Origin of the sequence: Streptomyces griseofuscus (assembly GCF_014673495.1) — a bacterium.
Classification (GTDB): domain Bacteria; phylum Actinomycetota; class Actinomycetes; order Streptomycetales; family Streptomycetaceae; genus Streptomyces; species Streptomyces murinus.
The window spans coordinates 3,149,178-3,164,845 of record NZ_CP051006.1 but is presented as its reverse complement, the minus strand read 5'-3'; the positions used below and the strand labels follow the sequence as shown (position 1 = coordinate 3,164,845).

14 protein-coding genes and 1 riboswitch are annotated in these 15,668 nt (G+C 70.5%); of the genes, 3 read left to right on the top strand and 11 right to left on the bottom strand.

What is annotated here, in order from left to right; translation table 11 throughout:
• The 5 genes from HEP81_RS13835 to nagB all read right to left on the bottom strand — a co-directional run bounded on the left by HEP81_RS13835 (position 1) and on the right by nagB (position 6,500).
• Positions 1-2,358 (bottom strand): ribonucleoside-diphosphate reductase subunit alpha, encoded by a 2,358-nt coding sequence (locus tag HEP81_RS13835; RefSeq protein ID WP_037660199.1) that lies wholly within the window; start codon positions 2,356-2,358, stop codon positions 1-3.
• Positions 2,359-2,481: 123 nt separating this feature from the next.
• Positions 2,482-2,616, bottom strand: a riboswitch (cobalamin riboswitch).
• 126 nt (positions 2,617-2,742) lie between these two features.
• A complete protein-coding gene (mctP, locus tag HEP81_RS13830) occupies positions 2,743-4,371 on the bottom strand; it encodes a monocarboxylate uptake permease MctP (RefSeq protein ID WP_037660201.1) in 1,629 nt (542 codons plus the stop codon).
• Entirely contained in the window at positions 4,368-4,631 is a 264-nt protein-coding gene (locus HEP81_RS13825; RefSeq protein ID WP_106980009.1) for a DUF3311 domain-containing protein, read from the bottom strand. The genes mctP and HEP81_RS13825 overlap by 4 nt, the downstream gene beginning before the upstream one ends.
• Positions 4,632-4,766: 135 nt before the next feature.
• Positions 4,767-5,531, bottom strand: coding sequence for a GntR family transcriptional regulator (locus HEP81_RS13820; protein WP_037660203.1), 765 nt, complete (start codon positions 5,529-5,531; stop codon positions 4,767-4,769).
• Between the two features lie 183 nt (positions 5,532-5,714).
• Entirely contained in the window at positions 5,715-6,500 is a 786-nt protein-coding gene (gene nagB / locus HEP81_RS13815) for a glucosamine-6-phosphate deaminase (RefSeq protein WP_037660205.1), read from the bottom strand.
• Between the two features lie 509 nt (positions 6,501-7,009).
• On the opposite strand from nagB, the gene HEP81_RS13810 reads away from it, so the two are divergent.
• Positions 7,010-8,476, top strand: a complete 1,467-nt coding sequence (locus HEP81_RS13810; protein WP_037660207.1) for a sensor histidine kinase — start codon at positions 7,010-7,012, stop codon at positions 8,474-8,476.
• Positions 8,477-8,733: 257 nt separating this feature from the next.
• Here the strand turns inward: HEP81_RS13810 and HEP81_RS13805 are convergent, their stop codons facing one another.
• On the bottom strand, positions 8,734-8,991 hold the full coding sequence (locus tag HEP81_RS13805; protein WP_003992873.1) for a WhiB family transcriptional regulator: 258 nt from the start codon (positions 8,989-8,991) through the stop codon (positions 8,734-8,736).
• Positions 8,992-9,311: 320 nt separating this feature from the next.
• Positions 9,312-10,280 carry a diacylglycerol/lipid kinase family protein gene (locus HEP81_RS13800; RefSeq protein WP_037660209.1) on the bottom strand — a complete coding sequence of 323 codons (969 nt, stop codon included), beginning with the start codon at positions 10,278-10,280 and terminating at the stop codon, positions 9,312-9,314.
• A 146-nt stretch (positions 10,281-10,426) separates the two neighbouring features.
• Here HEP81_RS13800 and HEP81_RS13795 point away from each other — a divergent pair, with 146 nt between their 5' ends.
• Positions 10,427-10,870, top strand: coding sequence for a hypothetical protein (locus tag HEP81_RS13795; protein ID WP_037660285.1), 444 nt, complete (start codon positions 10,427-10,429; stop codon positions 10,868-10,870).
• 10 nt (positions 10,871-10,880) lie between these two features.
• Here the strand turns inward: HEP81_RS13795 and HEP81_RS13790 are convergent, their stop codons facing one another.
• The 3 genes from HEP81_RS13790 to HEP81_RS13780 form a co-directional block, all read right to left on the bottom strand.
• Positions 10,881-11,984: an RNA polymerase sigma factor SigF gene (locus HEP81_RS13790; protein WP_172427630.1), complete on the bottom strand. Its 1,104-nt coding sequence runs from the start codon at positions 11,982-11,984 to the stop codon at positions 10,881-10,883.
• Positions 11,985-12,004: 20 nt separating this feature from the next.
• Positions 12,005-12,421 (bottom strand): ATP-binding protein, encoded by a 417-nt coding sequence (locus tag HEP81_RS13785; RefSeq protein ID WP_009190566.1) that lies wholly within the window; start codon positions 12,419-12,421, stop codon positions 12,005-12,007.
• Positions 12,422-12,742: 321 nt separating this feature from the next.
• Entirely contained in the window at positions 12,743-13,003 is a 261-nt protein-coding gene (locus HEP81_RS13780; protein WP_037660210.1) for a UBP-type zinc finger domain-containing protein, read from the bottom strand.
• A gap of 61 nt (positions 13,004-13,064) precedes the next feature.
• On the opposite strand from HEP81_RS13780, the gene HEP81_RS13775 reads away from it, so the two are divergent.
• Positions 13,065-14,660: a Na+/H+ antiporter gene (locus tag HEP81_RS13775; RefSeq protein ID WP_037660212.1), complete on the top strand. Its 1,596-nt coding sequence runs from the start codon at positions 13,065-13,067 to the stop codon at positions 14,658-14,660.
• Between the two features lie 60 nt (positions 14,661-14,720).
• Here the strand turns inward: HEP81_RS13775 and HEP81_RS13770 are convergent, their stop codons facing one another.
• Entirely contained in the window at positions 14,721-15,620 is a 900-nt protein-coding gene (locus HEP81_RS13770; RefSeq protein WP_037660288.1) for a 1-aminocyclopropane-1-carboxylate deaminase/D-cysteine desulfhydrase, read from the bottom strand.
• Positions 15,621-15,668: the final 48 nt, after the last annotated feature.

The window sequence follows — 15,668 nt, the reverse complement described above, 5'->3', positions numbered from 1 at the left end:
TTACTGGCAGGCCTCGCAGGACTCGGGGTTTTCCAGGGAGCAGGCGACGGCGTCGGGGTCGGCGACCTGCTGGACGGGGATGGTCTTCTGCGCCTGGGCGGCACGGGCGATGCGGGTCGCCGGGCGCGAGCGCAGGTAGTACGTCGTCTTCAGCCCGGACTTCCAGGCGTACGCGTACATCGAGGAGAGCTTGCCGATCGTCGGCGTCTCCATGAACAGGTTCAGGGACTGCGCCTGGTCGAGGAACGGGGTGCGCGCCGCCGCCATGTCGATCAGACCGCGCTGCGGGATCTCCCACGCCGTGCGGTACAGCGCCCGCACCTCCTCGGGGATCCACGCGAAGCCCTGCACCGAGCCATTGGCCTCGCGCAGCGCCTCCCGGGTGCGCGCGTCCCACACGCCCAGGTTCTTCAGGTCCCGCACCAGGTACGAGTTGACCTGGAGGAACTCACCGGACAGCGTCTCGCGCTTGAACAGGTTGGACACCTGCGGCTCGATGCACTCGTAGACGCCCGCGATGGAGGCGATGGTGGCCGTCGGCGCGATCGCCAGCAGCAGCGAGTTGCGCAGGCCGACCTCCGCGATCCGGGTGCGCAGCGCCGCCCAGCGCTCGGGCCAGGTCTCCTCGACGCCGTAGTGGTCGGGGTGCAGCACCCCGCGCGCGGTACGGGTCTGCTCCCAGGCCGGCAACGGGCCGCTGCGCTCGGCGAGGTCGGCCGAGGCCTCGTACGCGGCGAGCATGATCCGCTCGGCGATCCGGGTGGACAGCGCCTTCGCCTCGGGGGAGTCGAAGGGCAGCCGCAGCTGGAAGAAGACGTCCTGGAGGCCCATCGCGCCGAGGCCCACCGGGCGCCACTTGGCGTTGGAACGGCCCGCCTGCTCGGTCGGGTAGAAGTTGATGTCCACGACGCGGTCGAGGAAGGTGACGGCGGTGCGCACGGTCTCGTCCAGGCGCGCCCAGTCGATGTCCCCGTCGACCACGAAGGCACCGAGGTTGACGGAGCCCAGGTTGCAGACCGCCGTCTCGCCGTCGTTGGTGACCTCCAGGATCTCCGTGCAGAGGTTGGAGGAGTGGATGACCTGGCCCGGCTCGGCGGTCTGGTTGGCGGTGCGGTTGGCGGCGTCCTTGAACGTCATCCAGCCCTGGCCGGTCTGCGCGAGGGTGCGCATCATGCGGCCGTACAGCTCACGGGCCGGCATGGTCTTCTTCGCGAGGCCCTTGCGCTCCGCCTCGCGGTAGGCGGCGTCGAACTCCGCGCCGTACAGGTCCACCAGCTCGGGCACGTCCGCCGGGGAGAACAGCGACCACTGCCCGTCGGCGTTGACCCGGCGCATGAACTCGTCCGGCACCCAGTGCGCGAGGTTCAGATTGTGGGTACGGCGGGCGTCCTCACCGGTGTTGTCCCGCAGCTCCAGGAACTCCTCCAGGTCGGAGTGCCAGGTCTCCAGGTACACCGCGGCCGCGCCCTTGCGCCGGCCGCCCTGGTTCACCGCGGCCACCGAGGCGTCCAGCGTCTTCAGGAACGGCACGATGCCGTTGGAGTGCCCATTGGTGCCCCGGATCAGCGAACCGCGGGCGCGGACACGGGAGTACGACAGGCCGATGCCGCCGGCGTGCTTGGAGAGCCGCGCGACCTGGTGGTAGCGGTCGTAGATGGAGTCCAGCTCGTCCAGCGGGGAGTCGAGGAGGTAGCAGGACGACATCTGGGGGTGCCGGGTGCCGGAGTTGAACAGGGTGGGGGAGGAGGGCAGGTAGTCGAGCCGGCTCATCAGGCGGTAGAGCGCGGCGACCTCGTCCACGGAGCGGGCCGAATCGTCCTCGGCGAGGCCGGCGGCGACCCGCAGCATGAAGTGCTGGGGCGTCTCGATGACCTGACGGGTGATCGGGTGGCGCAGCAGATAGCGGCTGTGCAGGGTGCGCAGGCCGAAGTAGCCGAAGCGGTCGTCGGCGGCGCGGTCGATCAGGTTGTCGAGCCGGGCGGCGTGGATCCGGGCGAACTCGGCCGTCCGGTCGGCGATGAGCCCCTCGCGGTGTCCGACTGCGACCGACTCGGTGAAGGACGTCACGCCCTGCGAGGCGGCCTCGGCGCGGATGGAGATGGTCAGCAGCCGGGCGGCGAGCCGGGAGTACGCGGGGTCCTCGGAGATCAGTCCGGCCGCGGCCTCGGTCGCGAGCTCGCGCAGCTCCGTCTCGTCGGCGTGGGCGGAGCGGCCGCGCAGCGCGGCGGCGGCGACCCGGCCCGGATCGGCGTCGGGGAGGTCCCCGGTCAGCTCGGTCAGGGTCCGCAGCAGCGCGGTACCGGGACCGTCGTTCTCCTGGCCCTGGGCTGAAGCCGGTTCGGCTGGCGCGATGGTCACGTGGGGCTCTCCCTCGCTCGGCACGGGGCCTGGCGGAGGGCAGGGGCAGTCACGAGCGCACAGGGCGTCGCGTCCACCGGCCCACTCCGCGAGGCCCGGACGTCTCAGAGCACCCGAACCGGTGGGTCGGGTGCGCTGCCGGCAGGTCCTCGGACTGATTCCTGTGCGCGGATACGCACAAGTACACCGTTGCGGGACAGTTCCGGATTCGCACCGGATTCCCCTGCGACGACAGCGACCATGAGCATACATCTAGTGCCGGGCCGTCATGCCACCCCCAGATGTTGTGTCACGTTGTGTCTACGGGGGGTATGCGAAACGGGCCGCCGACGCCCTTGGCGCCGCCGGCCCGTCCCTGGTCGCCCGGGTCCCCCGGGCGCCGCGCTAGTGCGTGCTGCCCGCCGTGGCCGGCGGCAGTTCGACCGCCACGCCCGGGTCGCCGGCGTCCGCCGTGTAGTCCTCGGGACGGGTCTCGTCGACGCCCTCGGGGGCCTTCACGGCCTTCAGGACGACGGTCAGGACGACCGTGACGAGGACGTTGAGGACGAAGGCCGTCATGCCGATGTAGCCGATCTGGCCGATGCCCGGGATGTCGTCGGCGGAGCCGCCGAAGTGCTTCTGGGTCGGAGAGGCGACACCGTAGGCGGCGAGGGTGCCGTAGACCATGCCGACCGCCCAGCCCGCGAGCAGCGCCCAGCGGTGGAACCAGCGGGTGAACAGACCGCCGACCAGGGCCGGGAAGGTCTGGAGGATCCAGATGCCGCCCAGCAGCTGGAAGTTGATGGCGACCGTCTTGTCCATGCCCAGCACGAAGATCAGCGCGCCGACCTTCACCAGCAGCGACACGAACTTGGAGACCTGCGCCTCCTGCTTCGGCGTGGCGTCCGGCTTGATGAAGTCCTTGTAGATGTTGCGCGTGAACAGGTTCGCCGCCGCGATCGACATGATCGCCGCCGGCACCAGCGCGCCGATGCCGATCGCCGCGAACGCCACACCGGTGAACCAGTCCGGGAACATGTCCTCGAACAGCTGCGGGATCGCCAGCTGCCCGTTGGTGACCTTCACCCCGGCCGCGATCGCCATGAAGCCCAGCAGCGCCAACAGGCCCAGCATCAGGGAGTACAGCGGCAGGATCGTGGTGTTGCGCCGGATCACGTTACGGCTCTTGGAGGAGAGCGTCGCGGTGATCGAGTGCGGGTACATGAACAGCGCGAGTGCGGAACCGAGCGCCAGCGTGGCGTACGTCCACTGCCCGGCGGGCGCCGGCGCGAGCGCCCCGCGCGGCTTGCCGGTGGCCGGGTTGACCTGGCTGAACGCGTGGGCCGCCTTGGCGAAGATGTCGTCGAACCCGCCCAGCTTGATCGGGATGTAGATGATCGCCACCAGGATGACGAGGTAGATCAGGCCGTCCTTGACGAACGCGATCAGCGCGGGCGCCCGCAGACCCGAGGAGTACGTGTACGCCGCCAGCACCGCGAACGCGATCAGCAGCGGCAGGTCCTTCACGAACCCGTTGGTGTTGTCACCGCCGCCGACGCCCATCACGTCCAGCACCGCCTGGATGCCGACGAGCTGGAGCGCGATGTACGGCATCGTCGCCAGGATGCCGGTCACCGCGACCGCGAGCGAGAGCCCCTTCGAGCCGAACCGGCCGCGCACGAAGTCGGAGGTGGTGACGTAGCCGTGCCGGTGCGAGACCGACCACAGCCGCGGCAGGAAGGTGAAGATCAGCGGGTAGACCAGGATCGTGTACGGCACCGCGAAGAAGCCGGACGCGCCCGCCGCGTAGATCGCCGCCGGTACGGCCACGAAGGTGTAGGCCGTGTACAGGTCGCCGCCGAGCAGGAACCAGGTGATCCAGGTGCCGAACGAGCGGCCGCCCAGCCCCCATTCGTCCAGCGTGTGCTCGTTCTCGGCCCGGCGCCAGCGCGCGGCGAGGAAGCCGAGGACCGTGACGGCCAGGAAGAAGAAGATGAAGACGCCCAGTGCGACGCCGTTGACTCCGGTCTTCACTTCGCGGCACCCCCCTGCGCGTCACGACGGGAGCGCTGGTCGTGCTGCCAGAGCTTGTACGCGATCATGGTGAGGGCGGTGGAGATCAGCACCCAGGCCATCTGGTACCAGTAGAAGAACGGGATGCCGATGAACGTCGGGTCCGTCTTCGCGTAGGAGCCGACCCACAGCATCGCGACGAAGGGCGCGACGAGACAAATGCCGATGACCACGCGCAGCGGTGTCACCACCGGTGGTCCTACTTCGGGCGTTTCTGGCATGCTGCGGCTCCGTCCCCTCGCTGATCACCTGTGTAATGCGCAGGCAATCTAGGTGACGCTATCCAGCCAGTGGAAGACCCCGTCTCAAGCTGTGTGTATCGATTCGGCGAAGGAACGAACGCCTCCGGACAGGCGCTAGTCCATCGGGCGCTTCAGCCGGGCCACGAACTTGTACCGGTCGCCGCGGTACACCGACCGCACCCACTCGACCGGCAGGCCCGCGCGGTCCAGCGAGTGCCGGGAGAGCATCAGCATCGGCAGCCCGACGTCCGTACCGAGCAGACCGGCCTCGCGCGGGGTGGCCAGCGAGGTCTCGATGGTCTCCTCGGCCTCGGCGAGATGGACGTCGTACACCTCGGCGAGCGCCGTGTAGAGGGACGTGTACTTCACCAGCGAACGGCGCAGCGCGGGGAAGCGCTTGGCGGAGAGATGGGTGGTCTCTATGGCCATGGGCTCGCCGTTGGCCATGCGCAGCCGCTCGATGCGCAGCACCCGCCCCCCGGCGGAGATGTCCAGCAGCCCGGCGAGCCGGTCGTCGGCGGTGATGTAGCCGACGTCCAGCAGCTGGGAGGTCGGCTCCAGGCCCTGGGCGCGCATGTCCTCGGTGTAGGAGGTGAGCTGGAGCGCCTGGGAGACCTTGGGCTTGGCGACGAAGGTGCCCTTGCCCTGGATGCGCTCCAGACGGCCCTCCACGACCAGCTCCTGAAGGGCCTGGCGGACGGTGGTGCGGGAGGTGTCGAACTCCGCGGCCAGCGTGCGCTCCGGCGGGACCGGTGTGCCGGGCGCCTGCGTCTCCGTCATGTCGAGCAGATGCTTCTTCAGGCGGTAGTACTTCGGCACGCGCGCGGTACGGACGGTCGTGCCGGCCTCGTTCTCCGCACTGCTGACATCGGTGCTCATGCTCCGCCTTCCCGGCTCCGGATGCCGAAAGCGACCGACATCCCCATCGGCCACGGCTCACATCGTGGCACGGCTTACTGTGTCAGGACTCCACCCGCACGCTCCGTGATCCCCTCTGTATACCGTCGGGACCCGAGCTGGTCTAGTCCAACAAGGGTCCCCTGGGCACCGGGTCCGCGTCTCCTAGATCCCCTGCCACTCCGGCTTGTTCGCGTACGTGTGCCGGAAGTAGTCCGCCAGCTTCAGCTTCGAGGCGGCCGCCTCGTCCACGACGACGGTGGCGTGCGGATGCAGCTGGAGCGCCGAGGCCGGGCAGACGGCCGCCACCGGGCCCTCGACGGTCGCCGCGACCGCGTCCGCCTTGCCCTCGCCGGTCGCGAGCAGCACCAGGTGCCGGGCCTCCAGGATGGTGCCGATGCCCTGGGTGATGACGTGGTGCGGGACCTGCTCGATCTCGCCGTCGAAGAAGCGCGCGTTGTCCACGCGGGTCTGCTCGGTGAGGGTCTTGATCCGGGTACGGGAGGCGAGCGAGGAGCAGGGCTCGTTGAACCCGATGTGCCCGTCGGTGCCGATCCCGAGCAGCTGGAGGTCCACCCCGCCGGCCGCGGCGAGCGCGCGGTCGTACGCCGCGCACGCCGCCTGGACGTCCTCGGCCGTGCCGTCGGGGCCGAGGAAGGAGTCCATGCCGATGCCGAGCGGTTCCAGCACCTCGCGGCGCAGGACCGAGCGATAGGACTCGGGGTGCTCGGCGGGCAGCCCCACGTATTCGTCGAGCTGGGCTATCCGGGCCCGTGCCGTCTCCACGGCGCCGGCCCGCACCTGGGCCGCGAGCGCCTGGTAGACGGGCAGCGGGGTGGAGCCGGTGGCGACGCCGAGCAGGGCGTCGGGCTTGCGTCGCAGCAGCTGCGCCATGGCCTCGGCGATCAGCTCGCCACCCGCCGCGGCGTCCGGAACGATGACAACTTCCACGCTGGGCCTGCCGTTCTGGAGAGGGCTCGTGCGTCTATGTGGTTTAGACCAATCTAACAGAGCAGGCCTCTCGCGCCGATGCCTCGGCAGGAGGGGCCACGGAAATTACCGATGCCTTCTGTCCCCATGGTCGACCCGGGCGGGCTAGGCTGCGTGGCATCGAGTGCCATGGGTCGCGTCTGCCGTAAGGCCATGGACATGCCCCATGGTCTAGTCCACAATCGAAGAGACTGTTCGAACAAGCGGTGGGTAAGCGACCCGCGGGCGAACAGTGCGAAGCGAACAAGCCCCGTCTTCCCCGCACAGGAAGGCGGATCGAGGAACCGGCGCTCTCTGCCCTGACTGCCCCGGCTCCTCGGCCTTCGGCCGACCGGGACCGCACACCCCACGGCCGATGATGCTCCGGGCTGCGGTGCCGGGAGGGTTGAGGGTCCCTTCCAGGCGCCGCGGCCCGCGGGTGTTTTTCGGCCATGCCGAGGCCCGCGGGTACGCTCGCAAGCGTGCCCTCCATGAACGAGCTGGTCCGCCAGCACACCGGCCTCGACGACTCCGATCTCGAGTGGCTCCACCTGCTGGTCTCGGAGTGGCAGCTGCTCTCCGACCTCTCCTTCGCCGACCTGGTCCTGTGGGTACCCACCCGGGACGGCACCCGGTACGTCTCGGTCGCCCAGATGCGCCCCAACACCGGCCCCACCTCCTACCAGGACGACATGGTCGGCCACCTCGTCCCGCGCGGCCGGCGGCCCATGCTGGACGTGGCGCTCGACGAGGGCCGGATCGTGCGCGAGGGCGACCCGGAGTGGCGCGAAGAGGTCCCCGTACGGGTCGAGTCCATCCCCGTACGGCGGGAGGGCCGGGTCCTCGGGGTGATCGCCCGCAACACCAACCTCCTCACCGTGCGCACCCCGAGCCGCCTGGAGCTGACCTACCTCCAGAGCGCCTCCGACCTCGCCCAGATGATCGCGGCCGGGTCCTTCCCCTTCCTCGGCCAGCAGGTCGACATGGACGCCTCACCGCGCGTCGGCGACGGACTGATCCGGCTGGACGCAGACGGCATCGTCCAGTACGCCTCCCCGAACGCGCTGTCCGCCTACCACCGCCTCGGCCTCGCCGCCGACCTGGTCGGACACCACCTCGGGCACACCACCGCCGAACTCGCCCCCACCCGGGGCCCGGTGGACGAGGCGCTGGCCAAGGTGGCCAGCGGCTGGGCGCCGCGCGAGTTCGAGATCGAGTCGCCCGATGGGGTGATCCAGTTCCGGTCCATCCCGCTCAAGCCCAAGGGCACCCGGATCGGGGCCCTGGTGCTGTGCCGGGACGTCACCGAACTGCGGCGCCGCGAACGCGAGTTGATCACCAAGGACGCGACCATCCGGGAGATCCATCACCGGGTGAAGAACAACCTCCAGACGGTGGCCGCCCTGTTGCGGCTCCAGGCCCGGCGCATCGACTCCGAACGCGGGCGCGCGGCCCTGGAGGAGGCGGTGCGCCGGGTCGGCTCCATCGCCATCGTGCACGAGACGCTCTCCCAGAACCTGGACGAGCGGGTGGAGTTCGACGACATCGCCGACCGGGTGCTGGCGATGGTCGCCGAGATCTCGCCGGGCAAGGTGACCGGCCGGCGCAGCGGGCGCTTCGGGATACTCGACGCAGAGGTGGCCACACCGCTGTCGATGGTGCTCACCGAGGTGCTCCAGAACGCCCTGGAACACGGCTTCCGCGAGGGCGAGACCGGCACGGTGGAGGTCTCCGCGGTGCGCGGCGGCAGCACGAAGGAGGCCCGACTCCTCGTCACCGTCCAGGACGACGGGGTCGGCCTGCCCGAGGGCTTCGACCCGCACCGCTCGGGCAACCTGGGGCTCCAGATCGTACGGACCCTGGTGGAGGGCGAGTTGGGCGGCACGTTCGACATGGTCCCGGCGCCGGAGCGGGGGACCAGGGTGATCCTGGACATCCCGGTGCGCGCGCAGAAGTAGTCAACGGCCCCCGGGGGAGGGGGCGTTGGTATGAACCAATGGCGGCGCCGGGCGTGACGCGCTCCGGGACAGGCTCCGAGGCGCGTTCCGGGAAAGCAAAAAGCCCCGGACCGTCATTGGTCCGAGGCTCGTGCTCGTTGCTGCGCTGCTGTTCGCTGGGCGGCACCGGGGGATACTGCGCGCTGCTGCTCGGGGGCGGGAGAAGCGTGCTCGATGCACGCGCCGCCAAGCTCAGGCTGTCAGCTGGGGTGGGTGTGTCAGGCGGAGGCCTGACGGGCCCGGTTGCGGGCGGCACGGCGCTTCATCGCGCGACGCTCGTCCTCGCTGAGGCCACCCCAGACGCCGGAGTCCTGGCCGGACTCAAGCGCCCACTGCAGACACTGCTCGATCACCGGGCAGCGACGGCAGACGGCCTTGGCTTCCTCGATCTGCAGCAGCGCGGGACCGGTGTTGCCGATGGGGAAGAAGAGCTCGGGGTCTTCCTCGCGGCAAACGGCGTTGTGACGCCAGTCCATGGCTGCTACCTCTCCTTGGTATTACGTGCAAGTTGCTTGTGAATGTGAACGCTTTCACGAATCCCTCGACAAGTGAAGGGCCGAACGCCGAGTCTTCCCCGGCGGGGTCCTTGGTATGAAGAGGGGTTCCGGTGATCAGTGGAGGCCGGTGTTGGGGGCCGTCCCGATCGCCACGTAGAGACTCGCAAACCTCAGCGGCGGATACAACCCCTTCCGGAAAGTTTTTTTTGATTCCTCGGTGTCGACTGGGTCACAGCCGTACTTCCATGGGGTGGATCCTGGCCTAAACGTTCGAGTGAAAGGACTTTCGCCTCTTCCACTCACACAATCACACGCAGTGCGCGGCGTACGCCTGTGAACGTCACGCTCCTGCGCAGCCCCAGGTGGTCACCGTCCATCTGTAGAGGCAGAGGAGCCTTCGAATGCAAGGTGAAGCAGTCCAGATCATGGAGTGGGAACGCATGCCTGCCATGGGGTCCGCTCTCGGGGGACGAAGTGAGCAACTGGGTGCCATACCGGGCAACCGCGGCCGCGGACAGGCGGCTGAGACCGAGCACGTCGATGCCCGTGTCGAACGAGGCCTTAGGCGATGTGTACATGGGGCGATTGCCGAGATACGTCCAAGGGGACGTGTTCGAGACTATGGCGACAACAAGATCCTCGATCGGGTCCTCGCCGGGCCGCTCCAGAGTGATCGGGCCGTGCCGGCGATTGGCCTCGCCGAGGAACTGCCGGATCACCTGCCGTACGTAGAGCGCGTGCGTCGACTTCTTGCCCATCTCGCGCTGCTGCTCGACCCGGCCGACGACGCCCGCGTCGAAGCCCAGTCCCGCGTTGAAGGTGAACCAGCGGGCCGGTACCCCCTCGTCCTCGGTACCGGGGGTGCCGGAGGCGAGACCGAGGCCCACCACGCGCTCCCGCTTCTCGCGCAGCGCGTCCAGCAGGGCGCCGGTGGCCTCGACGGGGTCGTTGGGCAGACCGAGGGCGCGGGCGAAGACGTTGGTGGAGCCGCCGGGCACGACGGCGAGGCCGGGCAGCCGGTCCAGATCGGGGCCCGCGTGCAGCAGCCCGTTGACCACCTCGTTGACGGTGCCGTCGCCGCCGAGGGCCACGACCATGTCGATGTCGTCGCTCTCCGCGGCCTGCCGGCCCAGGTCCCGGGCGTGTCCGCGGTACTCGGTGGTGACCGCCTCCAGCTTCATCTCGCTGGCGAGCGCGTGGGTCAGCACATCACGCCTGCGTGCGCTGGTGGTGGTTGCCGCCGGATTGACCACGAGGAGAGCACGCATGCACGTCAGCGTACCTACCCGGCGGTACCGGGCCCAGGCCGAGGTAGGGATCGGGTAAGAGGGGAGGGGGTGAGCCCGCACACGTGGGCGGGGCCGGTGACCGGGTCCACCCCCGGCCCGCTTCCGCCGACGGCTACCCTGCTGAGGTGAGCAGTGAGCAGACCTCCGTACCGGACACGGCCGCAGCCGACGGCACCCGCCCCCGTCGGCTGACGTACGCCGCCACGCTGGCCGGCCTGGAAGGCGTCGCGTTGTTCGTCGGCGGCCTCTGGGTTCTCGTGCTCGGCATCGCCGGCGCTCCCGACGACCGGCAGCAGGCCGTGACGCTGGGTATCACCCTCGCCGTGCTCGCCCTGCTTCCGCTCCTGGCCGCCCGCGGCCTTCTGCTGCGCCGCGGCTGGAGCCGGGGTCCCGCCGTGATCACCCAGCTGATGGCCCTGCCGGTGGGGCTGAACATGCTCAAGTCCGGCGGCCTCGCCGTCCCGGTCGGGATCGTCCTCGCCGTCGTGGCCGTCACGGCTCTCGTACTGCTCATCAACCGCGAGACGACCCAGGCCCTGAACATCAAGGGCCCGGGCCGCGCCGAGTAGGGCGGGCGCTCTACTCCTCCACCAGCAGCTTCTCCCGCAGCTGCGCCAGTGTGCGCGCCAGCAGCCGGGAGACGTGCATCTGGGAGATCCCGACCTCCTGCGCGATCTGGGACTGCGTCATGTTCCCGAAGAAACGCAGCAGCAGGATCCGCTTCTCCCGCGGCGGCAGATCCTCCAGCAGCGGCTTGAGCGACTCCCGGTACTCCACCCCCTCCAGCGCCTCGTCCTCCGCGCCGAGCGTGTCGGCGACCGCGGGGGACTCGTCGTCGGTGTCGGGGACGTCCAGGGACAGCGTGGAGTACGCGTTCGCCGACTCCAGGCCCTCCAGGACCTCCTCCTCGGAGATCGCGAGCTTCTCCGCCAGTTCGTGCACCGTCGGCGAGCGGCCGTGCAGCTGGGACAGCTCCGCCGTCGCCGTGGTCAGCGCGAGCCGCAGCTCCTGGAGGCGGCGCGGCACCCGGACCGCCCAGCCCTTGTCCCGGAAGTGCCGCTTGATCTCGCCGACCACGGTCGGCGTGGCGTACGTGGAGAACTCCACGCCCCGCTCCGGGTCGAACCGGTCCACGGACTTGATCAGACCGATCGTGGCGACCTGGGTGAGGTCGTCCAGCGGCTCGCCGCGGTTGCGGAACCGGCGCGCCAGGTGCTCCACCAGCGGCAGATGCATGCGGACCAGCTGATTGCGCAGCTCCGCGTACTCCGTGCTGCCCGTGTCGAGCCCGCGCAGTTCGACGAACATCGCACGGGCCCCGCTGCGGTCGTGCGGGTCGTGCGGTGCGGCCTCCGCGCTCAGCGCGCCGTCGTCCGCGTATCGCTCGTGCTCGCTCATCGTCCCGCCCGTAGCCCTTCCCCGAGCCCTCGCCCCCGCGCGGCCGGCGGGAGCGGCCCCGCCGCGCGCCTCGGGCGAGGTGTCGGGGCCTGCGCCCGCACCGCCGGGCCCTGCGGAGTGGTCCTCCGGGTGTGGCCTGGCCTGCTCGGGGATGCCGTCGATGCCGTCCGCCATGCGCCGGGAACCGTCGCGGGGGTTCTCCCCGGAGGTCTCCGCCGCACTCGACCAGGGGGCACCCCCGTCCCCGGTCGGCAGCTCACGCGTGCCGCGCTCTTCGTCCCGCACCGGACCGTCCCCGTTCTCCCTCACGCCGGCCCGGGACCCGCGCCGCGCTGTTTGTAGAGGCTGATGGACACCGTCTTGTCCTCGTCGACGGCGGACGAGACCTTCCCCGCGAGGGCCGACAGCACGGTCCAGGCGAAGGTGTCCCGCGAGGGGGCATGGCCGTCCGTGGTCGGGGCCGACACGGTGACTTCCAGCGAGTCGTCGACCAGCCGGAAGACACAGCTGAGCACCGAGCCCGGCACGGCCTGCTGCAACAGGATCGCGCAGGCCTCGTCCACGGCGATGCGCAGATCCTCGATCTCGTCCAGGGTGAAGTCCAAGCGGGCCGCCAGACCGGCCGTGGCCGTCCGCAGCACCGACAGGTAGGCACCCGCGGCCGGCAGCCGGACCTCCACGAAATCCTGGTTCGCCGCGGGTTCGCCTGCGATCTGGGACACCCTCACCTCCATGGTGGTACAAGCTTTACAGGGGCCGAGGGTCGCCCCCCGGGGCTAACGCGTAGGTGGTTCAAGCGGTGACGCTATCGCGCGCCGAATGTTTCCGTCCCCGGGACCCCGACCCCCTGGCGTCACTCACAGTAAAGCTGTGGATACGCTCCGTGTCTAGGGGGTGTGCGGCCCCAAATCGGAAGAGCGCGCGCCGGGTTGACGTACCCAGACGTCAGACGCCCGAACCGTCGTGCGTGCGCCGCCGCATGCAGTGTCACACGACACAGTGCCCGAACGAGAAGATGATCAACGATCCGACCCGGGTACCGCTCAGACGAGTACGTGGTCCACGAAGCACCATCGCCAGTCCTCGCCCGGTTCGAACGTCCGCATCACCGGATGCCCGGTCTGCTCATGATGCCCGGTGGCGTGCCGGCCCGGTGAGGAGTCGCAGCAGCCGACATGGCCACAGGTCAGGCAGAGCCGCAGCTGCACCGGGTGCGTCCCGGCTGCCAGGCACTCCGGACAGGTCGCGGAGCGCGGCGCGGGTTCCGGATGCGGCAGCGCGTCGGCGTGCGTGCACTGTTTCATGATTGCCAGATTACGACGGGTGTGCGGGTGGCCGCGCGGAAAATGAGGGTGGGCGAGAAGCATGGACGTGATGCCCCTGCTGTTGCTGGTCGCGGGCAGTGCCGCGGTCGCCGGGATCGCCCGGCGCACCCCGGTGCCCGCACCGCTGCTGCTGGTCGCGGCGGGCCTGGTGGTGTCGTACGTGCCCGGCATCCCCGACTACACGCTCGAACCCGATGTCGTGCTGCCCCTGGTGCTGCCCCCGCTGCTCTACAAGGAGGGCACCGAGAGCTCCTACCTGGACCTGCGCGCCCAGATGCGCCCCGTGGGGCTGCTGTCCGTCGGGTACGTGCTCTTCGCGACCTTCGTCGTCGGCTGGGCCGCCTATCTCGTCGTACCGGGGCTGCCGCTGCCCGCCGCGCTGGTGCTCGGCGCGGTCGTGGCGCCGACGGACGCGGTCGCGGCCGCCGCGATCGCCCGCCGGGTCGGGCTGCCGTCCCGGATCACCACGATCCTCCAGGGCGAGTCGCTGCTGAACGACGCCACCGCGATCACCGCCTACAAGGTGGCCCTCGCCGCCGCCGTCGGCGCGGGCTCCACCTGGGCGGGCGGCATCGAGGAGTTCCTGCGCGCGGCGGTCGGCGGCGTGCTCGTCGGCCTGGTGCTCATGGTGCCGATCCACTGGCTGCGCACCCGTCTGACCGAGGCGCTGCTCCAGAACACCCTCTCGCTGCTGATCCCGTTCGTCGCCTACGGGGTCGCCGAGCAGCTGCACGCCTCCGGGGTGCTCGCGGTGGTCGTGGTCGCCGTCTACCTCGGGCACCGCGCCTGGGAGGTCGACTTCGCCACCCGGCTCCAGGAGGAGGCCGTGTGGAAGATGGTCGCCTTCGTGCTGGAGTCGGCCGTGTTCGCGCTGATCGGCCTCCAGATGCCGCCCATCCTCAAGGGCCTGGCGGCCTATCACGGGGCCGACGCGGCCTGGTACGCGATCGCCGTCTTCCTGGTCGTCGTGGCCGCCCGGTTCGTCTGGACGTTCCCGGCGACCTTCCTGCCGCGCGTGCTGTCCCGGCGCGTCCGGGAGCGCGAGGAGGACCCCACCTGGCGGGCACCGGTCGTGGTCTCCTGGGCGGCGATGCGCGGCGTGGTCTCCCTGGCCATCGCCTTCTCCATCCCGGAGACGATCCGCGGCGGCGCACCCTTCCCGCAGCGCAACCTGATCCTCTTTCTGACCTTCACCACGGTCATCGGCACCCTGGTCGTGCAGGGCCTCACCCTCGCCCCGCTGATCCGCCTGATGAAGTTCCCCGGCCGCGACCGCCAGGCCGAGACCCTGGCCGAGGCCAACGCCCAGGCGCAGGCGTCCCTGGCCGCCGAACGCCGCCTGGAGGAACTCCTCGCCGACGAGCGCAACGCGCTGCCGCCGCCGCTCGCCGACCGCCTCCGCGACGTCCTGGAGCGCCGCCGCAACGCCGTCTGGGAGCGCCTCGGCCAGGCGAACCCCGTCACCGGCGAGTCCGTGGACGACACCTACCGCCGGCTGTCCCGCGCCATGATCAGCGCCGAGCGTGAGGTCTTCGTACGGCTGCGCGACCACCGCTACATCGACGACGAGATGCTGCGCGCCCTGCTGCGGCACCTGGACCTGGAGGAGGCGGCCGCGTACCGGGAGGCGGCGTAGCCCCCGGGGCCGCCGGGGCTCGGACCTGCCAGGGCTGTGGTTCGCCGGTGCTCGGGGCCGCTAAGGCTCGGGGAACGGCCGGCCGGTGACGACGGCCGCTAGTGTCGTGCCGCGCGGGAAGGCGCCCTCCTCGGCGAGGACGACGAGCCCGTAGAGCAACTTGGCGACATAGAGACGCTCCACGGGCAGCCCGTGCCGCTGCTCGAAGTCCTCCGCGAACGCGTCGAGTTCGGGGGTGGTCCGCGCGTAGCCGCCGAAGTGGAAGCGGTCGTCCAGCGACCAGTCGCCGGTACGGCCACCGAAGGCACGTTCCTGCAACGCCTCGACGTCGGCCGTCAGGAACCCGCCCCTGAGGACCGGCACGCCGAGCGCGCGCTGTCCCTTCGCCAGTCCGGCCGCGAGCCCCGCGAGCGTGCCGCCGGTGCCGCAGGCCACCGCGACGGCATCGGCGTGCCCGCGCAGTTCCGCCCCGAGCGCCGTACAGCCGCGCACCGCCGCCGCGTTGCTGCCGCCCTCCGGCACGACGTACGCCCCCTCGGCGCCGGCCGCGCGCAGGATCGCCGCCAGCGTCTCCGGCTCGGCCTTGCGCCGATAGGTCGACCTGTCGACGAACCGCAGCCGCATCCCGTCCGCCGCGCACCGGGCGAGGGAGGGGTTGAGCGGCCGGTCGGCCAGCTCCTGACCGCGCACCACACCGGTGGTGGCGAGCCCGAGCAGCCGTCCGGCGGCCGCGGTGGCGCGCAGATGGTTGGAGTAGGCCCCGCCGAAGGTGACCAGCGGCCGCCCGTCCGCCGCGGCGATGTTCGGCACGAGCTTGCGCCACTTGTTGCCGATCAGCTCCGGATGGATCAGGTCGTCCCGCTTGAGCACCAGCCGGATCCCGCGCCGGTCGAACCGCTCGTCCCGAACCTCCCGAAGGGGCGAGGGAAGGCGGGGGGCGAGGGGATCGCTGCTGGTCACGGTGTCATTGTCGCCGACCTCGCCGACCTCGTGGATCCGCACCCCGAG